This window comes from Aeromonas sp. D3, assembly GCF_027705025.1.
GTDB lineage: Bacteria > Pseudomonadota > Gammaproteobacteria > Enterobacterales > Aeromonadaceae > Aeromonas > Aeromonas salmonicida.
On sequence record NZ_JAPDBE010000036.1, the window covers coordinates 20,354 to 41,117 of the forward strand.

Annotated in this window: 23 protein-coding genes; 18 read left to right on the forward strand and 5 right to left on the reverse strand. The window is 59.4% G+C overall.

Annotation, left to right across the window (positions count from 1 at the left end; translation table 11 throughout):
* The first annotated feature begins 137 nt into the window (after positions 1-137).
* The 16 genes from OKC28_RS17745 to OKC28_RS17820 all read left to right on the forward strand — a co-directional run bounded on the left by OKC28_RS17745 (position 138) and on the right by OKC28_RS17820 (position 13,624).
* Entirely contained in the window at positions 138-620 is a 483-nt protein-coding gene (locus OKC28_RS17745; protein ID WP_005317329.1) for an LPS-assembly lipoprotein LptE, read from the forward strand.
* A 13-nt stretch (positions 621-633) separates the two neighbouring features.
* Positions 634-780 carry a DNA polymerase III subunit delta gene (locus OKC28_RS17750; RefSeq protein WP_270690639.1) on the forward strand — a complete coding sequence of 49 codons (147 nt, stop codon included), beginning with the start codon at positions 634-636 and terminating at the stop codon, positions 778-780.
* Positions 780-1,811 carry a DNA polymerase III subunit delta gene (holA, locus tag OKC28_RS17755; protein WP_270690641.1) on the forward strand — a complete coding sequence of 344 codons (1,032 nt, stop codon included), beginning with the start codon at positions 780-782 and terminating at the stop codon, positions 1,809-1,811. The genes OKC28_RS17750 and holA overlap by 1 nt, the downstream gene beginning before the upstream one ends.
* Before the next feature lie 76 nt (positions 1,812-1,887).
* The gene (gene nadD / locus OKC28_RS17760; protein WP_270690643.1) at positions 1,888-2,532 is read left to right on the forward strand and encodes a nicotinate-nucleotide adenylyltransferase; all 645 of its coding nucleotides are present in this window, start codon (positions 1,888-1,890) and stop codon (positions 2,530-2,532) included.
* A gap of 185 nt (positions 2,533-2,717) precedes the next feature.
* Positions 2,718-3,059: a ribosome silencing factor gene (gene rsfS / locus OKC28_RS17765; RefSeq protein ID WP_005317340.1), complete on the forward strand. Its 342-nt coding sequence runs from the start codon at positions 2,718-2,720 to the stop codon at positions 3,057-3,059.
* Positions 3,060-3,078: 19 nt separating this feature from the next.
* On the forward strand, positions 3,079-3,546 hold the full coding sequence (rlmH, locus tag OKC28_RS17770; RefSeq protein ID WP_017411988.1) for a 23S rRNA (pseudouridine(1915)-N(3))-methyltransferase RlmH: 468 nt from the start codon (positions 3,079-3,081) through the stop codon (positions 3,544-3,546).
* Between the two features lie 101 nt (positions 3,547-3,647).
* On the forward strand, positions 3,648-5,564 hold the full coding sequence (mrdA, locus tag OKC28_RS17775) for a penicillin-binding protein 2 (RefSeq protein ID WP_021138173.1): 1,917 nt from the start codon (positions 3,648-3,650) through the stop codon (positions 5,562-5,564).
* A complete protein-coding gene (gene rodA / locus OKC28_RS17780; RefSeq protein WP_270690647.1) occupies positions 5,557-6,660 on the forward strand; it encodes a rod shape-determining protein RodA in 1,104 nt (367 codons plus the stop codon). The genes mrdA and rodA overlap by 8 nt, the downstream gene beginning before the upstream one ends.
* On the forward strand, positions 6,660-7,658 hold the full coding sequence (gene mltB / locus OKC28_RS17785) for a lytic murein transglycosylase B (protein WP_270690649.1): 999 nt from the start codon (positions 6,660-6,662) through the stop codon (positions 7,656-7,658). The genes rodA and mltB overlap by 1 nt, the downstream gene beginning before the upstream one ends.
* Positions 7,600-8,559 carry a septal ring lytic transglycosylase RlpA family protein gene (locus tag OKC28_RS17790; protein WP_270690651.1) on the forward strand — a complete coding sequence of 320 codons (960 nt, stop codon included), beginning with the start codon at positions 7,600-7,602 and terminating at the stop codon, positions 8,557-8,559. Before mltB ends, OKC28_RS17790 begins: the two co-directional genes overlap by 59 nt.
* Positions 8,560-8,753: 194 nt before the next feature.
* Complete coding sequence (locus OKC28_RS17795; protein WP_059111444.1) at positions 8,754-9,944, forward strand: serine hydrolase; 1,191 nt, start codon at positions 8,754-8,756, stop codon at positions 9,942-9,944.
* Between the two features lie 279 nt (positions 9,945-10,223).
* A complete protein-coding gene (gene ybeD / locus OKC28_RS17800; protein WP_005317360.1) occupies positions 10,224-10,487 on the forward strand; it encodes a DUF493 family protein YbeD in 264 nt (87 codons plus the stop codon).
* Between the two features lie 81 nt (positions 10,488-10,568).
* The gene (gene lipB, locus OKC28_RS17805) at positions 10,569-11,246 is read left to right on the forward strand and encodes a lipoyl(octanoyl) transferase LipB (RefSeq protein WP_270690654.1); all 678 of its coding nucleotides are present in this window, start codon (positions 10,569-10,571) and stop codon (positions 11,244-11,246) included.
* Between the two features lie 85 nt (positions 11,247-11,331).
* Positions 11,332-12,297, forward strand: coding sequence for a lipoyl synthase (lipA, locus tag OKC28_RS17810; protein WP_017412924.1), 966 nt, complete (start codon positions 11,332-11,334; stop codon positions 12,295-12,297).
* Positions 12,298-12,418: 121 nt separating this feature from the next.
* Positions 12,419-12,910: a GNAT family N-acetyltransferase gene (locus OKC28_RS17815; protein ID WP_270690657.1), complete on the forward strand. Its 492-nt coding sequence runs from the start codon at positions 12,419-12,421 to the stop codon at positions 12,908-12,910.
* Positions 12,911-13,051: 141 nt separating this feature from the next.
* On the forward strand, positions 13,052-13,624 hold the full coding sequence (locus tag OKC28_RS17820) for an RBBP9/YdeN family alpha/beta hydrolase (protein ID WP_270690659.1): 573 nt from the start codon (positions 13,052-13,054) through the stop codon (positions 13,622-13,624).
* 41 nt (positions 13,625-13,665) lie between these two features.
* Here OKC28_RS17820 and nqrE read toward each other — a convergent pair whose 3' ends face one another.
* The 4 genes from nqrE to OKC28_RS17840 all read right to left on the reverse strand — a co-directional run bounded on the left by nqrE (position 13,666) and on the right by OKC28_RS17840 (position 17,567).
* Entirely contained in the window at positions 13,666-14,265 is a 600-nt protein-coding gene (gene nqrE / locus OKC28_RS17825) for an NADH:ubiquinone reductase (Na(+)-transporting) subunit E (RefSeq protein WP_017412923.1), read from the reverse strand.
* 167 nt (positions 14,266-14,432) lie between these two features.
* Complete coding sequence (locus OKC28_RS17830) at positions 14,433-14,759, reverse strand: hypothetical protein (RefSeq protein ID WP_270690661.1); 327 nt, start codon at positions 14,757-14,759, stop codon at positions 14,433-14,435.
* Positions 14,760-15,154: 395 nt separating this feature from the next.
* On the reverse strand, positions 15,155-16,885 hold the full coding sequence (gene recJ / locus OKC28_RS17835; RefSeq protein WP_270690663.1) for a single-stranded-DNA-specific exonuclease RecJ: 1,731 nt from the start codon (positions 16,883-16,885) through the stop codon (positions 15,155-15,157).
* Positions 16,851-17,567 carry a disulfide isomerase DsbC N-terminal domain-containing protein gene (locus tag OKC28_RS17840; protein WP_059111437.1) on the reverse strand — a complete coding sequence of 239 codons (717 nt, stop codon included), beginning with the start codon at positions 17,565-17,567 and terminating at the stop codon, positions 16,851-16,853. The genes recJ and OKC28_RS17840 overlap by 35 nt, the downstream gene beginning before the upstream one ends.
* A 257-nt stretch (positions 17,568-17,824) precedes the next feature.
* On the opposite strand from OKC28_RS17840, the gene mscL reads away from it, so the two are divergent.
* Together mscL and OKC28_RS17850 are read left to right on the forward strand one after the other, a co-directional pair.
* On the forward strand, positions 17,825-18,232 hold the full coding sequence (gene mscL, locus OKC28_RS17845; protein WP_270690667.1) for a large-conductance mechanosensitive channel protein MscL: 408 nt from the start codon (positions 17,825-17,827) through the stop codon (positions 18,230-18,232).
* A gap of 86 nt (positions 18,233-18,318) precedes the next feature.
* Positions 18,319-19,854, forward strand: coding sequence for a sensor domain-containing diguanylate cyclase (locus tag OKC28_RS17850; RefSeq protein ID WP_270690669.1), 1,536 nt, complete (start codon positions 18,319-18,321; stop codon positions 19,852-19,854).
* Here the strand turns inward: OKC28_RS17850 and xerD are convergent.
* Complete coding sequence (gene xerD / locus OKC28_RS17855) at positions 19,851-20,762, reverse strand: site-specific tyrosine recombinase XerD (protein WP_113719882.1); 912 nt, start codon at positions 20,760-20,762, stop codon at positions 19,851-19,853. The genes OKC28_RS17850 and xerD overlap by 4 nt on opposite strands.
* Positions 20,763-20,764 lie beyond the last annotated feature (2 nt).

The window sequence follows — 20,764 nt, forward strand, 5'->3', positions numbered from 1 at the left end:
TTTGTTATGGGAGGGAGCTCCTTGCTCCTTCCCCCTTGCAAACAAGCAGGTCGGGAAGGGGTCAGCTGACCGTTGCCAATTATGATGACGGCGGGCAGACGCCCGCCGTTCTTCACTTCACGCAAAGAGGATTTCATATGGGCACCACCCTCACTCGCTGGATGGCCATCGCACTGATGGGCTTGCTGTTGCAGGCTTGCGGTTTTCAGATGCGGGGCACCGCCATCCCGCCCGAGTTGATGACCATGAAGGTGGTCGGTGACAACAAGAGCGACTTCTACCGTCTGGTGACCACTCGTCTCAAGGCCGCTGGCGTACAACTCGCGGACAAGGAGGGCATCCCTGTGCTTACTCTGGCTGGCGTGCGCAACACCAGCCAGATTGCTTCGGTCGACTCCATCGGCCAGGCTCGCGAGTATTTGCTGGGCTACAGCACCCAATTCACCGTCTCCATGCCGGGCAAACCGACTCAGGTGTTTCCCATCACCTTCAACCGTAGCTTCCTGAACAAACCGGACGCGGCACTGGCCTCCTCCCGTGAGCAGGAGCAGCTGGGCAAGGAGATGCAGGAGCAGGCCGCCAGTCTGGTCATCCGCCAGCTAAGCCAGGTCAAGTTCTGATGCGAGCATCTTGATGAGAGTCGACCCCGAGCAGTTCGCGGACCATCTCAAAGCAGGGCTCAAGCCCTGCTATCTCGTTTTTGGCGACGAGCCTCAGCTCAATTTTCAAGAGCAGGCCATCGTCCCTGCGACCCACCGACTCAACCAGGCCAAGTTCTGATGCGGATCTATCCCGAGCAGTTTGCGGATCATCTCAAAACAGGGCTCAAGCCCTGTTACCTCATCTTTGGTGACGAGCCTCTGCTGAAGCTGGAGGCTATCGACGCCATCCGTCAGGTCGCCCGCAAGCAGGGTTTCGACGAGCGTCATACCTTCGTGGTCGAGGCGGGGCTGGACTGGAATCAGGTCTACGATGCCTGCCAGGCCATGAGCCTCTTCTCGGCCCGCCAGATCATAGAGCTGGAGCTGCCGGCCAAGGTCGACAAAGATCTCGCCGCCCGCATCAGCGAGATTGGCAAGCAACTGCACCCTGACCTGCTGCTGGTGCTCAGCGGTGGTCGCCTCAACCAGACCCAGATGAAGACAGCTTGGTTCGACAAGCTCAGCCAGGGCGGTACCTATGTGCCGGTCAATCACCCCGAGCCCCGCTTCTTTCCACGCTGGATGGGGGCCCGTTTCCAGCGTTTCGGCCTCAAGGCGCTGCCCGACGCCATCAACTTCATGTGTCACTCTTACGAGGGCAACCTGCTGGCCGCGAGCCAGGAGATAGAAAAACTGACCCTGCTGGCGCCGCCCCAGCCCATCAGCGTCGCCTATCTGCAAGAGACCATCATACGGCACGCCCACTTCACGCCATTCCAGCTCATTGATACCCTGCTGGAAGGCAAGGTAAACCGGGCCCAGCGCATTCTGCTTGCCCTGCGCGCCGAGGGCACAGAGCCCGGCATGCTCTCCTGGGCCCTGTGCCGGGAGCTGGAACAGCTCACCGAGCTGGCCCTGGCTGCCAGAGCCGGCCAGCCGCTGGTGGAGCACTTCTCACGCCTGCGCATCTGGCAGAGCCGCCAGCAATTGATCCAGCAGGCGCTGACCCGGTTGCCCTTCACCAAGTTGCAGCAGTTGTGGCAACTGATGGCCCAGCTTGACGACGCCTTGCGTCGCTTCGACACCGAACGGGCCTGGCTGATGTTGCAGACCCTCGCCCTCGGTTTTCGCGATGGCACTCCCCTGCCTTTGCTGGAGCCAGCATCATGATGAGCTCGCCGCCAGACCTGAAGAACCGAAGTGGTCCTGTTGCCAGCAAGCGATTTGACAACCCGGGGACAAGGTCATGCTGACAACACCCATCGGCCTGCTGGGCGGCACCTTCGACCCCATCCATATCGGCCATTTGCGGCCGGCCATCGACGCGCGCGACGCGCTTGGGCTGGCCGAAATCCGCCTGATCCCGAACCATATACCGCCCCACAAGGCCAGTCCCTTTTGTTCGAGCGAGCAGCGCCTCGCCATGGTCAGACTGGCTGCGGCGGAAAACCCGGGGTTTGTGGTGGATGAGCGGGAGCTCAAGCGGAACAAGCCGTCTTACACCATAGATACCCTGATGGCGCTGCGGGAAGAACTGCCCGATACCCCGCTCTGCTTCCTGATGGGGATGGATTCATTGCTCACGCTGCCGAGCTGGCATCGCTGGCAGGCACTGCTCGACTACGCCCACCTGGTGGTGAGCGTGCGCCCCGGCTGGCAACCTGACTACCCGACCGAGGTGGCCGACCTGCTGGCACGCCATCACACCACGGATGCCACCGCGCTGCACCGGCACCTTGCCGGCCATATCTGGCTGGCAGACAATCTGCCCATAGCGCTGTCGGCAACCCGGCTAAGAGAGCTGCTGGCGGCGGGACAGGATCCCCGTTATCTGCTGCCAGCCTCTGTGGCCGATTACATCCGGCAACAGGGCCTCTATCAGGCGGACTGAATGCAACTGGTGCCGACTATTGTCCGGGCCGGTTGCGCACTATATTGATCAACAGGGGCCTGGTTTGCCGACCCGGCACGGCCCCCGCTCCACTCCCCTTCTCCAGACTGGGAAACGGGAGTGACCATGATATAATCCGCCGCCCTGACGTAAGTAGCAGGGCGCCGGAATACAGGAGAGAATCATTGCAAGGCCAAGAACTGCAAGCCTTTATCGTCGACAAGATCGATGACATGAAAGGCCGCGACATCATCACCCTCGATGTGCGCGGTCAATCCAGCATCACGGACACCATGATCGTCTGTTCCGGCAACTCCAGCCGCCACGTCAGCGCCATCGCTCACAATCTGGCCAGCGAAGCACGCCATGCGGGGCTCGACCTGCTGAGCGTGGAAGGCCAGCTCACGGGTGAATGGGTACTGGTGGATCTGGGATCCGTGATAGTGCACGTGATGCAGGATGAGTATCGCGATTTCTACCAACTGGAAAAACTCTGGAGCGGTGCCGCTCAAGTGAATGCGCAATAGGGCACAAGTGTAACAAACGATGAAGATCCAGTTGATTGCAGTGGGCACCAAGATGCCTGCCTGGGTAGAGCGTGGCTTCGAAGAGTACCGTCGCCGTTTTCCCAAAGACATGCCATTCGAACTCGTCGAAATTGGCGCCGGAAAGCGCGGTAAAAATGCCGACATTCCCCGCATCCTGCAAAAAGAAGGGGAAGCCATGCTGGCCGCGGCCGGCCGCTCGCGCCTTGTGACCCTGGATATCCCCGGCAAGCCCTGGACCACGGAACAACTCGCCGTGCAACTGGAAGCCTGGAAACTGGATGGCCGCGATGTGGCCCTGCTGGTGGGAGGCCCGGAGGGCTTGTCGCCGGAGTGCAAGGCCGCCGCCGAACAGAGCTGGTCGCTGTCGCCGCTGACCCTGCCCCATCCGCTGGTACGGGTGCTGGTGGCCGAGAGCCTCTATCGCGCCTGGAGCATTACCACCAATCATCCGTATCACAGGGAATGAACCATGCACATCTGGCGCATCACCCCCTTATATCACCCGTATCACAGGGAATAACCCATGGGGTTTTTGTCTTCTCCCTTCGTCAGCCATAAGGTAGCGGCATGCTGAAGAATCGCATCGAAATGCGCGACCACAGCGCCGAAGGCCGCCTCTTCTTCCGACGCACCCTGGTCGCCTACATCGGCATGGTGGTGCTGATGCTGGTGTTGCTGGGCAATCTCTATTACCTGCAGGTCGAGTCCTTCGAAACCTATCAGACCCGATCCAACGACAACCGGATCCGGGTTGTGCCTGTGGCGCCGCCGCGGGGCCTCATCTATGACGCCAACGGCGTGCTGCTGGCGGAAAACCGCCCGGTTTACAGCCTGGAAATCGTGCCGGAAGAAACCCGGGATCTGGACAAGACCGCCGATGAGCTGATCACCTTGCTGGCGCTGCCAGAGGGGACCAAGGAGAAGTTCCTGGCCGAGGTCAAGCGTCAGCGCCGCTTCAAGCCGGTCCCCCTGTTCGAGAAGCTGACCGAGTATCAGGTCGCCCTCTTCTCGGTCAACCAGCACAACTTCCCGGGCGCCAGCATCGAGGCTTACCTCAAGCGTTACTATCCGTTTGGTGACACCCTCACCCATGCGCTGGGCTATGTGGCCAAGATCAACACCCAGGATGAGGCTCGCCTCAAGAAAGAGGAAAAATTCGCCAACTATGCCGCCACCAAAGACATCGGCAAGCAGGGGGTGGAGAAATTCTACGAGGATCAGCTGCACGGGGTAGCCGGTTATCAGGAGGTCGAGGTGAACAACCGCGGCCGGGTGGTGCGCACCCTCAAATTCCAGCCGCCCGAGCCTGGCAAGGACATCTACCTCAACATCGACATCCGCCTGCAACTGAAGGCTCAGGAACTGCTGGCCGGTCGCCGGGGCGCCATCGTCATGATGGATCCCAATACGGGCGCCATCCTGGCCATGGAGTCGAGCCCCAGCTATGACCCCAACCTGTTCGTGACCGGCATCTCCAACACCAATTATTCGGCGCTGCTCAACGATCCGGCACGCCCGCTGGTGAACCGTACCACCCAGGGAATCTATGCACCCGCCTCCACCGTCAAACCCATGATGGCGGTAATGGGGCTGAACGAAGGGGCCATCACCGCCAACTATCGCTACTTCGGCGGCCCCAGCTTCTCCATTCCGGGCACCACCAAGAAGTTTCGTGACTGGCGTAAATGGGGTCACGGCTGGCTCGATGTCTACCGCGCCATCGAGGTATCTGCGGATACCTATTTCTACGATCTCGCCTATCGGGTCGGTATCGACAAGATCCACAGCTATATGACCAAGTTCGGCTTCGGCCAGTATAGCGGCGTGGATCTGTATGAAGAGACCCGAGGCGTCATGCCGTCCCGCGACTGGAAGATGGCACGCTGGCGCCAGCCCTGGTATCAGGGGGACACCATCTCCATCGGTATAGGTCAGGGCTACTGGAGTTCCACACCGATCCAGCTGGCCAAGGCCACCAGCATACTGACCCAGAACGGCCACGACGTGACGCCACACCTGCTCAAGAGCACCGCCTCGCAAGAGGGCGTGGTCAACGCCCCCGTCAACCCCAATATCGCCCTTCAGGCCAAGAGCGACAGCTACTGGCAAGTGGCCAGGGATGGCATGTGGCGCGTCATCAACGGCCATGAAGGAACCGGGCGGCGTGCCTTTGCCAACACCCCCTACAAGGCTGCAGGCAAGTCGGGTACCGCCCAGGTGGTGGGCATGAAAGAGAATCAGGTCTACAACGCCAGCACCATGAAGGTGGAGCATCGCGACAACGCACTGTTCGTCGCCTTTGCCCCCTTTGATGCGCCCAAGGCCGTGGTGGCCCTGGTGCTGGAAAACGCCGGTGGTGGCAGTAGCATGGCAGCGCCCGTGGCGCGCCAGATGCTGGATGCCTATCTGGTACCGCCTGAGCCCCAGTTGCCACCAGCGCCCAAGCCGTCGTCCCCACCAAGCGAGGTCGTTCCCAATGAGTAATTCCTCACGGCAGCAGAGTCTCTGGTACAAACTGCACATCGACCTGCCGCTGTTGCTCGGCCTGCTGGCCCTGATGTCCCTCTCCATGGTGGTGCTCTACTCCGCTTCCGGTCAGGATGTGGATTCCATAGTGCGCCAGCTGGTACGCGGCGGCTTGGCCTTCGGCCTGATGATAGGCCTGGCCCAGTTGCCTCCCTCACTCTATGCGCGCTGGGCTGTCCCCCTGTTTGTGGTCGTGGTCTTGCTGCTGATCGCGGTGGACGTGTTTGGCCACATCGGCAAGGGGGCGCAGCGCTGGCTTGATCTCGGCTTCATGAAGTTCCAGCCCTCTGAGGTGATGAAGCTCTCCATGCCCGTCATGGTGGCAGCCTGGCTCAGTCGCCACTCCCTGCCTCCCAAATTCAGCCATGTGGTCATTGCGCTGCTGATGGTGTTGCTGCCGACCCTGCTGATCGCGGCCCAGCCCGATCTCGGTACCTCCATACTGGTGGCCGCTTCCGGCTTCTTCGTCATCTTCCTGGCGGGGATCAGCTGGTGGCTGATTGCTCTGGCGGTGATGCTGATCTGCGCCTTCATGCCGGTACTCTGGTTCTTCCTGATGCACGACTACCAGCGCCAGCGGGTACTGATGCTGCTAGACCCCGAGAAAGACCCCCTGGGTCGCGGCTATCACATCATCCAGTCCAAGATAGCGATCGGTTCGGGTGGCGTGTTTGGCAAAGGCTGGCTGCAAGGCACCCAGTCCCAGCTGGAGTTTCTGCCCGAACGCCACACCGACTTTATCTTTGCGGTCTTCAGCGAAGAGTTCGGACTGGTGGGCGTGGCTCTGCTGCTGGTCATCTATCTCTACATCATCAGCCGCTGCCTGTTTATCTCCATGCAGGCCCAGAACAGCTTCGAGCGTCTGCTGGGTGGCGCCCTGACCCTCACCTTCTTCGTCTATGTGTTCGTCAACATGGGCATGGTGAGCGGCATACTACCTGTGGTGGGGGTACCCCTGCCCCTGGTGAGCTATGGCGGCACCTCAATGGTGACCCTGATGGCGGGCTTCGGCATTCTGATGTCGATTCAAACTCACAGAAGGCTGCTGGCCTGATGAAACCATGGTGGCTGGCACTCGCACTGTGCTCGCTGGCAGCGGGCGCGACCGTTTCGCCCGAGCGACTGAGCCTGCTGGCGGAGCAGCAACAGGTGCCGCTGGCGGCGTTGCAGGATGCCGCCGCCAAGGCACAGTTGCGCCAGGAGATCTTGGACACCATCAGCCGCCCGTGGGAGGCCAAACCCTGGCATCGCTATCGGCCGCTGTTTGTGACGCCAAGCCGCATTCAGGACGGAGTCAGCTTCTGGCAACGCCATGCCGATGTCCTGGCGCGGGCCGAGCAGACCTATAGCGTGCCCGCCGCCCTCATCGTCGCCATCATAGGCATCGAAACCTTCTATGGCCGCCAGATGGGCCGCCACTCGGTGCTCGACAGTCTCTACACCCTGGGCTTCCACTATCCGGAACGCAGCGACTTCTTTGCCAAGGAGTTTGCCCAGCTGGTGCTGCTGGCCCGGGAGGAGCAGTGGCCCCTCACTACGCTCAAGGGATCCTATGCCGGTGCCATGGGAATGGGGCAATTCATGCCCTCCAGTTATCGCCACTACGCGGTCGACTTTGACGGCGATGGTCGGCGGGATCTGTTTCGCAACCCTGTGGATGCCATCGGCAGCGTCGCCAACTATTTCGCCGAGCATCAATGGCGCTGGGGCGAGTCTGCCGTCGAGCCCGCCTTGATCGGTCTGGCCCCCGTCAGTACCCTGCTCAGACCCGAGCCTGAACTCAAGCAGCAGTGGGCAGAGCTGGCCGCCGCCGGCATTGAAGTTGCCACACCGCTGGCGCCGCAGACGCCGGTGAAATTGCTGGCATTGGAACAGGCCGATGGACCGGAATACTGGGTCGCGCGCCACAATTTTTACGTGATCACCCGCTATAACCGCAGCCCTCTCTATGCGATGGCGGTGCATCAACTCAGTCAAGCAATCCAGGAAGCGTATGCATCAGAGCCACAAATTTCTCCCGCTCAGCCTGACCTTGTTGTTGGCCGCCTGTAGCAGCCAGCCGGAACAACTCCCCCTGCCGCAGGCGCCCATGCCCCAGGAAAAACCCCAGGTCATAGAGATACCACAAGCCACAGGGGCCATTCCGCGCCCCGAGCCCCTGAGTGCCAGCGGCAACCGTGACTACTGGATTGGCAAGCAGAAGAACGAGGTGTGGCGCGACATCAAGCACTATACCGAAGAGGGTACCGCCAGCTGGCTGGCCCCGGATCTGGACGGCCAGAAGACCGCCAACGGCGACGTGCTGGACAGCAAACTGTTCAGCGCCGCCCACCGCAACCTGCCGCTGCCCAGCTATGTGCGGGTCACCAACCTGAGCAACGGGCTGGAAACCATAGTGCGAGTCAACGATAGGGGTCCCTTTGGCAGTGATCGTCTCATCGATCTCTCCTACGCTGCCGCAGAGCAGCTGGATATGGTAGCGAGTGGCGAGGCCCGCGTGCGACTGGAGCTTATCAACGACACGCCGGATCAGATGATGATCATGGAGCCGATGAAGCCCATCCCAATGACCCCGACGACTGCGGCCGCAGCAGCGCCCAAGACGATATCGCAAGACGGCTTCCTGGGTGAACCGACCGCGCTGGCGATGGCAACCCCTGCCGCTGCTGCCGCGCCCGTCAAAACCACGGCAGCCAAACCGGCACCGGCCAAGGCTGCTGCCCCCGCCAGTAGCGGCGACGGCAAGATGATCCAGGTGCTGGCCAGTGGCTCCAAAGAGAGAGCCGAGGCCATGGGCAAGGTGATGACCCAGCGCTACGGCGTACCGTATCAAGTGGTGACACACAATGCCCTCTTCCGTGTCCTGCTGGGCCCGATCGCCGCCGATCAGCAGGCCACCCTGCTGGCACAGATCCGTCAGGGGGGGCTGGAGCAAGCCTTTATCGTCCCCTGAGCCGTGTGGCTCATATGAAGGTGGCCACCGCCATCTGATGGGTATCACGTCGTTTCCCGGCGTGATACCCACTATTGATGGATAAAAAACCAGGCCAGATGGCACGTCGGACTATGACCAACGGGCGCTTCTGGTATAGTTAAGCCCGCATTTTAATTTGGGTTACCCCCCATCCAGGCTCCAGGAATTTCAAGATGTCCAAATTTGCCCGTTCAGTTATTCTGGCCTCCCTGATAAGCGCCACCGCCCAGGCCAACACACCTGTACCCACACCGAACGCCGCCCCCATGGTCGTTCCCGCCGCGCCGGAGATCTCCGCCAAGGCCCATATTCTGATCGACTACTACTCGGGCCAGGTACTGGCAGAAGACAATGCCGATGAACGCCTGCCGCCCGCCAGCCTGACCAAGATGATGACCTCCTACATCATTGGTCACGAGCTGCTGGAAGGAAACATCAAGAACACCGACATGGTGACCATCAGCAAGAACGCCTGGTCCAAAAACTACACCGACTCCTCCAAGATGTTTATCGAGGTGGGCAAGCAGGTCTCCGTCGATGATCTGAACAAGGGCATCATCATCCAGTCCGGCAACGACGCCTGCGTCGCCATGGCCGAATTCCTGGCGGGCAGCACTGACTCCTTCGCCAGCCTGATGAACGCCTGGTCCGCCAAGCTGGGGATGAAAGATACCCAATTCAAAAACCCCCACGGACTGGATGAAGAAGGTCACTACAGTACTGCTCGCGACATGGCTCGTCTGGGTCAGGCCCTGATCCACGATCAGCCGGAGGAGTACAAGATCTACGCCCAGAAATCCTTCGTGTTCAACGGCATCACCCAGCACAACCGCAACCGCCTGCTGTGGGATCAGTCCCTGCAAGTGGACGGCATCAAGACAGGTCACGTCAGCCAGGTTGGTTACAATCTGGTCTCCTCCGCCACCAACAATGAAGGCATGCGCCTGATCGCCGTTGTGCTGGGCGCCAGCAGCGAAGGTTCCCGCGCTGCCGAGAGCAAGAAACTGCTCACCTACGGCTTCCGTTTCTTCCAGAGCCTGACCCCGTACAAGGCCGGCACCGAGCTGGTCACCCAGAAGATCTGGATGGGTGACAAGCCGGAAGTGAAACTGGGTGTCGACAAGGACGTATCAGTGCTGGTCACCCGTGGTCAGGGCAACAACCTGAAGGCGGATTTCCAGCTTGAAAGCGAACTGAAAGCACCGCTGGCCAAGGGTCAGCGAGTGGGCACAGTATTCCTGAAGCAGGGCGACAAGGAGATCAAGCAGGTTCCCCTGGTTGCGCTGGAAGAAGTGCAGGAAGGCGGTCTGATGAGCCGTCTGTGGGATTACCTGGTACTGCTGGTCACCAGCTGGTTCAAGTAAGCCACAGGATAAAATAGTGATAAAAGAGCGGCGCCAATAGGCACCGCTCTCCAGTTCGGGTCTCTGTGAGCGAATAACCCTGCAATCTGCAGGTTCCGCCGACAGCTGATTTGTGGTAAAAAGCAGCACCTCCATGTCTTGTCGATCAGTCTGGGCCTTGATCCCGGCCCGGGCAATGCCCATATAGACTTGTACTGGCGGCCCTGATGGGCCATAGGCCACTTGGCCACACAAGATGAAAGATAAGGTCATCCCGTGATGACGCCAAAAGGTGAGTAGATGAATACCAAGTTTGATGAACTGCTGGAGTTCCCCTGCAAGTTCCCGTTCAAGGTGCTCGGCGTAGCCGATCCGGCACTGCCTGATCTGGTGGTAGAAGTGCTGCAGCAGCACGCCCCAGGCACTTACAGCCCGACCGTTCAACCCAGCACCAAGGGTAACTACCACTCGGTGCGGGTCACTGTAACGGCCCAGAGCAAGGAACATATCGAAGCCATGTACACAGCTCTCGGCAAGATCGAGCTGGTTCGCTACGTTCTGTAAGCCACCTCTCTCGCCCCGCCAGGGGCGATTGATTTTGTGCAATCCTGTTTTGCCGACTCAAGCGCCTGTCAGTGAGGAACCATGTCACTCCAGATCCCCGCCCAACCACAGCTGTTAGTCAGACAGTTGGGTCGCCGCCCCTACCAGCCGGTATGGGATGCCATGAAGGCCTTCACCGATAACCGCACCAGCGATACCCCGGATGAGTTCTGGGTGGTGGAGCACGATCCCGTCTACACCCAGGGCCAGGCTGGCAAGGCCGAGCATCTGCTCGCTCCCGGAGACATCCCAGTGGTGCAGAGCGATCGTGGCGGTCAGGTGACCTACCACGGCCCCGGCCAGCTGGTGCTCTATGTACTGGTGGATGTGCGCCGCAGCAAGCTGTCGGTACGCGAGCTGGTGACCGGCCTGGAAACCGCCATCATCAATACCCTGGCAAAAAGCGATATCCAGGCCTATGCCAAGGCAGATGCCCCCGGCGTCTATGTGACCAACGAGCTGGGCATGGAGGCCAAACTCGCCTCCCTGGGCCTGCGGATCCGCAAGGGTTGCTCGTTTCACGGCCTGGCACTCAACATCAACATGGACATGACCCCCTTCCTGCGCATCAACCCGTGCGGCTATGCGGGCATGGCCATGACCCAGACCAGCGCCCTGGGCGGCCCGCAAAGCGTGGCCGAGGCGCAAGCCATTCTGGTGGCCGAACTGGCCAGCCTGATTGGCTATCAAACGATCACGAATGCCGACGATACCCCATGAGCAAGCCCATGCCGGGCGTCCATGAGGGCATGAAAATGGCCCAAACGGCTATCAATCAGACAATAACAAACACCGAGAGTGAATCATGAGCAAACCCGTTCGTATGGAGCCGGGCGTCAAGCTGCGCGATGGCGACAAGATGGCCCTGATCCCGGTGAAATTCATGCCGGATCCCAACGAGGAAGTGCTGCGCAAGCCGGACTGGATGCGGATCAAGCTGCCGCCGTCGAGCCAGAAGATCGAGCACATCAAGAGCACGCTGCGCAAGAACAAGCTGCACTCAGTGTGTGAAGAGGCCTCCTGCCCCAACCTGGCCGAGTGCTTCAACCACGGCACCGCCACCTTCATGATCATGGGGGCCATCTGCACCCGTCGTTGCCCCTTCTGCGACGTGGCACACGGCCGCCCGCTGGCGCTGGATCCCGACGAGCCGCAGAAGCTGGCACTCACCATCAAGGAGATGGGGCTGAAATACGTGGTCATCACCTCGGTGGACCGCGACGATCTGCGCGACGGCGGTGCCCAGCACTTCGCCGACTGCATCAAGCAGATCCGCGAACACAGCCCCCAAACCCGCATCGAGATCCTGACCCCGGACTTCCGTGGCCGCATGGAGCAGGCGCTGGAGGTGTTCCGCGAGACACCGCCGGACGTGTTCAACCACAACCTGGAAACCGCGCCGCGCATGTACCGTGTCGCCCGCCCCGGTGCAGACTACAAGTGGTCCCTTGAACTGCTGCGTCGCATCAAGGAGATGCATCCCCATGTGCCGACCAAATCCGGTGTCATGATGGGCCTTGGCGAGACCAACGAAGAGATAGTGCAGGTGCTCAAAGATCTGCGCGAGCACGGTGTCAACATGCTGACCCTGGGTCAGTACCTGCAGCCGAGCCGCCACCACCTGCCGGTGAAGCGCTACGTGCCGCCCGCAGAGTTTGACGAGCTGAAAGATGTCGCCATGGGGCTGGGCTTCTCCCACGCCGCCTGCGGCCCCTTCGTGCGCTCCTCCTACCATGCGGACCTGCAAGCCAAGGGTGAAGAGGTCAAGTAATCTCTTCCCTCCTTTACTTAAGAAGAGCGCCCAAGGGCGCTCTTCTTATTAGATCAGTCGTTTGCGATCGCCCCGCCATAGCGTTAACGTAATCGCTCCTTTTTCAGGAGTGATACCCAAGATGCCAACCCCCCTCGTTCGTCTGCTCCCCATGAGCGCTGCCTATTATTCCGTCTTCTACGACCGCTCCCTCGAGGACTACGCACAAGATCTGGCCAGCAACCATGGCTATGATCTCGCCACCGCTCGCCGCAAGTCCGAGGCCTCCCTGCTGCAGTACCTGCCACAGGGGATCGCCACCCAGGGTCACTGTTTGCTCTGCATCATGCCGGGCGAGGTGACGGGAGAAGAGGCAGAGTCACTGGGCTATCTCTGGCACGCCATCAATGCCGATGATAACGCCACCTTTATCTACGACTTCTATATCGACCCGGCCCTGCGCAGCCAGGGCTATGGCAAGGCCGCCATAGCGGCACTGGAAGCCAGTCTCAGGGCCAGTGGCATCAGCCAGATCAAGCTGCGGGTCGCATACGACAACCCGCGCGCCCTGGCGCTCTATCAGGAGGCAGGCTTCATCATCACAGGGCACAACATGGCCAAGCTGCTGGGTTAGTTTTGTTGAGCATCATCTTGCCCCCATCCCGCCAGGGGTGTGTTGCGGTCAGGCGGGGGCTGCTATGATGTGGCCGCCTCGGCCAGTTGCCGCAGCGGTACGGTTTTTCATTCTCTGTTACCCCGTTTCAGGATCATGCAGATGTCACACACCCGCGTCTTTATCGTGCACGGTTACACCGCCTCCCCCCAGTCCCACTGGTTCCCCTGGCTCAAGGAGAAACTCGAGTCCCGCGGTATCCAGGTCGAGGTGCTGGCCATGCCAAACCCGCACCATCCCGAGCCTGATGCCTGGGATCAAACCATGGACCGCCTTGTCCAGGATCACGACGAGCATACCTTCTTGCTGGGCCACAGCCTTGGTTGCATCACCATACTGCGCCAGCTCAGCCGCCTGCCCGCCTCCCGCCGGGTGGGCGGTATCCTGCTGGTATCCGGTTTCGACCAGCCGCTGCATACCCTGCCGGAGCTGGATGCCTTCATGACCCAGCGTTACGACCCGGCGCACATCATGATGCTGGCACCACAACGGGTTGTCGTTGCCTCCCGGGACGATGCCATAGTGCCCTACCGCTACTGCCAGCACCTGAGCGAGCAGCTGGCCGCGCCGCTCTACAGCCTGGAGCAGGGTGGCCACTTCCTCGATCGAGACGGTTTCCTGACACTGCCGCTGGTCCACGACCGGCTGTTGGGGATGATAACCCCCGCTGAATAGCAAAACGGCCACGCAAGTGGCCGTTTTCACAGGCTGCGTGCCTAGAGCGACATGCCGGAGAAGGACATGAAGCCGAGCGACATCAGCCCTGCCACTATGAAGGTGATGCCGATGCCGCGCAGCCCCTCGGGCACATCCGAATACTTCATCTTCTGGCGCAGGCCGGCAATGGCAACGATGGCTAGCAGCCAGCCAAGCCCTGAACCCGCTCCATACACCACGGACTCGATGAAATCGTAATCCCGCTGGGCCATGAACATGACACCACCGAAGATGGCGCAGTGCACCGTCAACAGCGGCAGATAGATGCCCAGGGCGTGATGGAGCGCCGGGAAATGCTTGTCCAGCACCATCTCCATCACCTGCACTAGGGCCGCCAGCACCCCTATGTAGATGATGAAATCGAGAAAGCCGAGATCAAACTCCCCGAGGAAGGTGCTGCCCGGGCGCAGGATATGACGGTAGATCAGGTTGTTGAGGGGAATGGCGATCACCATGACCACCAGCACCGTCATGCCCAGGCCAAATGCCGTGTTGATGTTCTTGGAAACGGCCAGAAAGGTACACATGCCCAGAAAGAAGGCCAGCGCCAAGTTTTCGACAAAAATCGACTGAATAAACAGGTTTACATAATAATCCATTGGGTCGGCTCACAGCTTGTGCAGGGAACAACCCTGCCACGGCACCCTGACCAACAGGTCAGAGCGCACAGACAGGGGCAACAAGGCGCGGCAACCGATCGCAGGCATCAGCCAGCAGAGAGGTCAAACAGTCAGTCGACGGGGAAACGCCGGGATCCGGTGCGCGCTCAGCAGCAAGCCGGACGCGAGTGGCCGTGGCAGAAGCGAAATTGCAGGTGGTGGCAGATCAGCAGGCGTTTGTGCAAGTAACCGAAGTAACCTGACAGCTGCCTGAGGTAGATGAGGGGCAGGAAGAACAACAAACCACAGAGCAAACCCAGGATGTCGTGCTGGAACCAGGCCAGCAGCATCTGGTCGAAATGGGGGTGATTGGCCCCCTCCAGCCGGCGCCCCTGTTCGACGCCGAGCCGCCAATGAGCGGCAGGTGGCAGACTGACACTGTTTGCCAACCCTTGATCGGACGCCCCGTGCAGTTGCATCGGGGCCGCAGACACAACAGATGCCGGCAGATCGGATGCAGTGACCCCTGCCGCAGTAAACGCAGCAAGCCACAGTAAGCAGGCGATGGCGAGAGCCATCCATCCCGGCTGTGATCGGCCAAGGGGTGGCAAAAGGTCAGACTCCTTGAAAAGGCAAGGGATTGAACAGGGGCGAATATATCACAGGCATGCTCTTTATTGAATTCTTGCATCCAGTACGAAGCGAAACTTGATGTAAAACACCCACTTTACCCACAAAACCAGCATTTAAAAGCTGGGATAAAAATGGGGGCGTACCGGCCTCTCTCGTTGGCACTCGAGTCCATCAGGTGTGATGAGCGCCGTCTCCGATAACAAAACGGCCACCCGAGGGTGGCCGTTGTCATCAACAGAGCGCTATTGCTGCCGGACTAGAGGCCGGCGGCTTCCAGATGCTCCACCAGCAGCTGCACGCTGCGGTTGCCGCGCCACTCGTTGACATCGAGCCGATAGACCAGCCGCACCCGCTTCACCGAGGCGTCCGGCCAGCGCTTGAGATCGACCCCGAAGGCGATGGCATCCACCGCATGGCCCGAATCCGTAGTCAGCATCATCTTGAGATGCTTCTCCCCCACCAGCCGCTGCTGCACCAGCACGAATTCGCCGTCAAACAGCGGCTCGGGGAAGGCCTGACCCCAGGGGCCGGAGGCGCGAATAAGCTCCGCCAGCTCAAGGCTCAGCTCATCCGGCAACAGTTCGCCGTCGGTGAGCAGCACCCCGGTCAGCAGCTCCGGGGTCACCAGCTCACCGATCACCGCCTCGAAGGCGCGGCCAAAAGCCTCGATATTGGCCTTGGGCAGAGTCAGCCCGGCCGCCATGGCGTGGCCGCCAAATTTGCCCATCAGGCCCGGATGACGGGTGTCGAGCAGTTCGAGGGCATCGCGCAGATGCACGCCGGGAATGGAGCGCCCCGAGCCCTTGAGCTCGGTCTCGCTGCTCTCGGCAAACGCGATCACCGGCCTGTAGTACTTCTCCTTCACCTTGGAAGCCACCAGCCCCACTACCCCCTGATGCCACTCGTTGCGGTGCAGCACTATGCCGGAGGGCACCTCGCCATCGCGAAAGCGGATCTGCTCCAGGGTAGCGAGTGCCTCCTGCTGCATCCCCTGCTCGATCTCCTTGCGCTCCTGATTGAGGCTGTCCATTTCGGAAGCAAGCTGGCGCGCCAGATTGAGATCCTCGCTGAGCAGACAGGCGACTCCGAGGGACATGTCATCGAGCCGGCCCACGGCATTGAGACGCGGTCCCAGCGCGAAACCAAGGTCGGCGGCGGTGAGGCGGCGGCCATCGCGGCCTGACACGTCCACCAGCGCCTGAATGCCGGGACGGCAGCGACCGGCCCGGATCCGCTGCAACCCCTGATGCACCAGGATGCGGTTGTTGCCATCCAGCGCCACCACGTCGGCGACTGTGCCAAGCGCCACCAGATCCAGATAATCCGCCACATTGGGGGCACGAATGCCCTGGCGCTCATACCAGCCCAATTGGCGCAGGTGGGTGTTGAGGGCCGCCATCAGATAGAAGGCCACCCCCACCCCGGCCAGGGACTTGGAGGGGAAGTCGCAGCCATGCTGGTTGGGGTTCACTATCGCATCGGCAGCAGGCAGCTCCTGGCCCGGCAGGTGATGATCGGTGACCAGAACCTGCATGCCGGCGGCCTTGGCCGCCGCCACCCCGGCGATGCTGGAGATACCATTGTCCACCGTGATGAGGAACTCGGCGCCGCGTGCCACCGCCAGCTCGACTATCTCCGGGGTCAGGCCATAGCCGAATTCGAAACGGTTGGGCACCAGAAAATCGATGTGGTGGCCGCCCATTGCCCGCAACGCCAGCACGCACAGGGCCGAGCTGGTGGCGCCATCGCAGTCGAAATCGCCGACGATGAGGATGCGCTGCTGGGCGGTCAGCGCCGCTGCCAGCAGGGGTACCGCCTGCTCCATGCCGAACAGGCGCTGGGGCGGCAGCAGCTGGCTGGCGCTGCGCTCGAGCAGGGCAGGATCCTCTACCCCCCGGCTGGCAAAGACTTGACGAAGCAGTGGGTGCAAAGTAGCGGGCAGATGGGAATCATCAACTCGCGGACGACGACGGATTTGCAGGGGCATTGATGTGATCCAGTATCTTGAGCAGTTGTTCAGGGCTCTGATAACCCCGCACCAGATCCCCGTTTGGCAGGACCCAGCTCGGCAGCGCCTTGATCCCGAGCCACTGGCTCAGGCCGATATGATGGGCAAGGATCTCATTACAGCCGGTCGCAGGCAAACGATCACTGAGCTCAAGTTCGCTGAACAGGCCAGGATCGCACCAGAGTGCCTGTGCCTCTGCCACATCGGCGAAGGTTCCCAGCGCTGGCAGTAACTGAACACTCACCCCCTGTGCCTGCAAAACGGGCAACTCATCCAGCGCGGTGCGGCAGTTGCCACAGGCCAGGTCGGTAAAGAGAGTGATGCTGTGACGCTCGGGCTCGGCCTTGAGCTGCATACGCCGTTCACCAATCTGGGCAAGCGCCCGCTGACGTTGCTGACGCTGGCCCAGCATGGTGAGGTTTTTCATGTCGTGGCCCAGATCCAGCATGATGCCCTGAAGCACATAGTCGCCCCCGGCATCGGTATAGAGCGGCCCCTGACTGGTGCCCAGCATGAAGAGACCGGGCATGGGGGTTTCATCCACCAGATAGACCTGCACCCCGAGGCGCTGCTCTATACGCTGTTTCAATAATTGGGGATCCATCCCCGCGCTGGCAGCAAAGGTGCACAGCAGCATCATTCCCAGTAGTAAATGCTTCACTCTTTTACTCACTTGGCATGAACGAATGGACTCACAAGGTAACTCAGGCCATGTCCTGGCCTCAACTTGTTAATTACTGATTGATTAATAGAGAAACCTGCAAAAAATCCCTCCCTGACAGGTTGCCAATTGGGCAGCGGCCCAGCAAGCTAGCCGGGACGACAGGAAAAAAGCGGCCATCCTCTGTTTTCCTGATGCTTGATTATTCAAATTTTGATGCGGCGACGGCTGCAATTTACCCATTTTTGGAGGGAAACATGAGTCTGATTCAAGAGTTCAAGGCCTTTGCCGCCCGAGGCAACGTCATCGACATGGCGGTCGGTATCATCATTGGTGCCGCCTTCGGCAAAATCGTCTCCTCCTTCGTGGGCGACGTCATCATGCCCCCCATCGGCCTGATCCTGGGCGGTGTGGACTTCAGCGATCTGGCCGTGACCCTGAAGGCTGCCGAGGGTGCAACCCCGGCCGTGGTCATCGCCTACGGCAAATTTATTCAGACCATCATCGATTTTCTGATCATCTCCTTCGCCATCTTCATGGGGCTCAAAGCCATCAATACTCTCAAGCGCAGGCAGGAAGAGGCAGCCGCCCCCGCCGGTCCCACCAAGGATCAGGAGCTGCTGAGCGAAATTCGCGATCTGCTCAAGTCACAACAAGGCAAGTAAACAGCTCATATTAAGCAGCAACCACATATCACGATGCCCATCAGCTATGGTTATACCTATTCCATCGCTATATAGGCATCGTGATTATGTCAGTGACCCCCTCATCCAGCTCCAATCATAGTTTTATTCTTCGCTTTCTATTTTTGCTGGCACTGCCTCTTGTTTTGACAACGTTGGGCAGCGCATATCTTTTTTCTGTGATGCAAAAAAACACCCTGCTGAATACAATGCGTTTTTTTAATGACAGTACTGGCCAGCAATGGGATAACTCGCTATCTTCTGTCGAACGACAAATAAACATCATTATCGATGACATTAAAAAAAACGATGGCCAATTGCCGATTTCCTTGCGAACCAGATATCACGACATTTGGCAATATCTTCTTTATCCTGACGGACCGATAAAAACGGTTTATTATGTATTAAAAAATAATGAGCAAACCAACTTCTCGCTGGCATCCATGCCACAAGATATCAATGTAACCCAACGAACTTGGTACCAGAATGCGATGGAAAAGCCAGGTACCAGTATCTGGAGCTCACCTTATATTGATGCCGTTCAAAAAACACCTGTCGTAACGCTTTCTCACGCAGTACTGAATAATAAAGGCAATTTTCTGGGAGTAATCGGAATAGATCTCAACTTGAAGGTTTTTTCAGCCAGAATAGGCAGGCTGCTGGAGAGCGGTGACAAGGTCGGCTATATGCTTTACGACCGAGGCAGCAGACTGGTTATCGCCCACAGTGATCCGCTTGAAAACGGCATGCCATTGGTCACATCCTGGACTGATGAACTGAAAGGTCGCAATGGCTCATTCATGAATACGGATGGAGAGCTCATCGCTTACCATGCATTGCATAATAATCCGTCCTGGCTGGTCATCACAGTTTTCCCTTTTACCAACAGTTTTTTGATTGGTGAAATGTTGCCAACCACATTAATCAGCCTGATATTGTCGCTCTCTATTTTTACGCTGGTCGCTATTATTTTCAGACAGCGACTGGAGCATACAATAAGCACATTGGTTCAAGTCGTGCGCCAATTAAGGGTCACACCAGCAGGACAACAAATTGTGATCCCAAAACTGGCCGGCATTGAAGAACTGGAAGATGAAATAGTGATGATTTCAGACAAAATGCAGGCAGAGACAGAGAAATCTCTGCGTGATGCTTTAACCGGCTTATACAACCGCCGCCATCTGGAAGAGACCCTGGCCACGCTACACAGAGATAATCACCAATACATATTGGCGATTATCGACATTGATAACTTCAAACGAATCAATGATACCTATGGCCATCCAATCGGCGATGCCGTCTTAAAGCGCACCGCTCAGCTCGGTAACCAATTGCTGGGGGAACATGCAACCCTTTGCCGCTTTGGGGGAGAAGAGTTTGTCGCTATTTTTGAACAAACTGACATTGCCAGCGCGCAGCAGTTGATGGAGCTGTGGCGCGCCAGCATGGGTCAGCAGGATTGGCGTGAACCAGGCTTGAGCGTCTCCTTTAGCGGCGGTATTGCCGAATCCCTCGATACCCCACCGGACAGTGTGATGGCCCGCGCGGATGCTGCCCTCTATCAGGCAAAGCAAACGGGCAAGAATCGCTTGCAGCGCGCTTAGGCACGTGGATGGTGCTCGCCGTGCAGCGCCTTGAGTCGCTCATTGGCCACATGGGTATAGATCTGGGTAGTGGAGAGATCCGCATGGCCCAACAGCATCTGCACCACCCGCAGATCGGCGCCATGATTGAGCAGATGGGTAGCAAAGGCGTGGCGCAGGGTATGTGGAGACAACTCCCCGCGGATACCAGCACGCTGGGCATAGAGCTTGATCCTGTGCCAGAAGGTTTGACGGGTCATCATGCGGGCCTGCTTGGAGGGAAATACCACATCCGAGCTGGCCCCCCCCAACAGCAGGGTGCGGGCCTCCCGGTAGTAACGCTCCAGCCAGTGCACCGCTTCCTCCCCCATGGGCACCAGTCGCTCCTTGTTGCCCTTGCCTACCACCCGCACCAGCCCCTGACGCAGGCTGACATGCTCGGCGGTGAGTCCCACCAGCTCGGATACCCGCAGCCCAGTGGCGTAGAGCAGCTCCAGCATCGCCTTGTCTCTCAGCTCCAGCGGGTCGTCCACCAGCGGTGATTGCAACAGTGCTTCCACCTCGGCTTCACTCAAATCAGAGGGCAGCTTCTTGGGCAGTTTGGGCCCCTCCAGCAACACGGTCGGATCATCGCTGCGCAGCTTTTCGCGGTTCAGATACTGGTAAAAGCGGCGCAGGGCAGACAGAAAGCGAGCCGTGCTGCTGGCGGCAAACTGGTGGTCCACCCGCCAGGCGAGATAGTGCTGGATGTCATCCATCCCCGCCAGCAACAAAGAGCCCCCCTGCCCGTCGAGCCAGAAAGCAAATTTCTCCAGATCGCTGCGATAGGAGCTGACAGTGTTGTCAGAGAGTCCCCGCTCCAGCCAGAGGGCGTCGAGAAAGGGTTCGATCAGGGGATGATTGTGCACGGCGGGGGCTGGCTTGGTCATGG

Excerpts from the sequence above, each read along its gene's own strand:
- rlmH (WP_017411988.1), top strand. The coding sequence starts at position 3,079 with ATGAAGATCCAGTTGATTGCAGTGGGCACCAAGATGCCTGCCTGGGTA.
- lipB (WP_270690654.1), top strand. The coding sequence starts at position 10,569 with ATGTCACTCCAGATCCCCGCCCAACCACAGCTGTTAGTCAGACAGTTG.
- xerD (WP_113719882.1), bottom strand. The coding sequence starts at position 20,762 with ATGACCAAGCCAGCCCCCGCCGTGCACAATCATCCCCTGATCGAACCC.
- OKC28_RS17750 (WP_270690639.1), top strand. The coding sequence starts at position 634 with ATGAGAGTCGACCCCGAGCAGTTCGCGGACCATCTCAAAGCAGGGCTC.
- mltB (WP_270690649.1), top strand. The coding sequence starts at position 6,660 with ATGAAACCATGGTGGCTGGCACTCGCACTGTGCTCGCTGGCAGCGGGC.
- ybeD (WP_005317360.1), top strand. The coding sequence starts at position 10,224 with ATGAATACCAAGTTTGATGAACTGCTGGAGTTCCCCTGCAAGTTCCCG.
- nqrE (WP_017412923.1), bottom strand. The coding sequence starts at position 14,265 with ATGGATTATTATGTAAACCTGTTTATTCAGTCGATTTTTGTCGAAAAC.
- mrdA (WP_021138173.1), top strand. The coding sequence starts at position 3,648 with ATGCTGAAGAATCGCATCGAAATGCGCGACCACAGCGCCGAAGGCCGC.
- nadD (WP_270690643.1), top strand. The coding sequence starts at position 1,888 with ATGCTGACAACACCCATCGGCCTGCTGGGCGGCACCTTCGACCCCATC.
- holA (WP_270690641.1), top strand. The coding sequence starts at position 780 with ATGCGGATCTATCCCGAGCAGTTTGCGGATCATCTCAAAACAGGGCTC.
- OKC28_RS17850 (WP_270690669.1), top strand. The coding sequence starts at position 18,319 with ATGTCAGTGACCCCCTCATCCAGCTCCAATCATAGTTTTATTCTTCGC.
- OKC28_RS17820 (WP_270690659.1), top strand. The coding sequence starts at position 13,052 with ATGTCACACACCCGCGTCTTTATCGTGCACGGTTACACCGCCTCCCCC.
- OKC28_RS17790 (WP_270690651.1), top strand. The coding sequence starts at position 7,600 with ATGCATCAGAGCCACAAATTTCTCCCGCTCAGCCTGACCTTGTTGTTG.
- mscL (WP_270690667.1), top strand. The coding sequence starts at position 17,825 with ATGAGTCTGATTCAAGAGTTCAAGGCCTTTGCCGCCCGAGGCAACGTC.
- OKC28_RS17815 (WP_270690657.1), top strand. The coding sequence starts at position 12,419 with ATGCCAACCCCCCTCGTTCGTCTGCTCCCCATGAGCGCTGCCTATTAT.
- rodA (WP_270690647.1), top strand. The coding sequence starts at position 5,557 with ATGAGTAATTCCTCACGGCAGCAGAGTCTCTGGTACAAACTGCACATC.
- lipA (WP_017412924.1), top strand. The coding sequence starts at position 11,332 with ATGAGCAAACCCGTTCGTATGGAGCCGGGCGTCAAGCTGCGCGATGGC.
- OKC28_RS17795 (WP_059111444.1), top strand. The coding sequence starts at position 8,754 with ATGTCCAAATTTGCCCGTTCAGTTATTCTGGCCTCCCTGATAAGCGCC.
- recJ (WP_270690663.1), bottom strand. The coding sequence starts at position 16,885 with ATGCCCCTGCAAATCCGTCGTCGTCCGCGAGTTGATGATTCCCATCTG.
- OKC28_RS17745 (WP_005317329.1), top strand. The coding sequence starts at position 138 with ATGGGCACCACCCTCACTCGCTGGATGGCCATCGCACTGATGGGCTTG.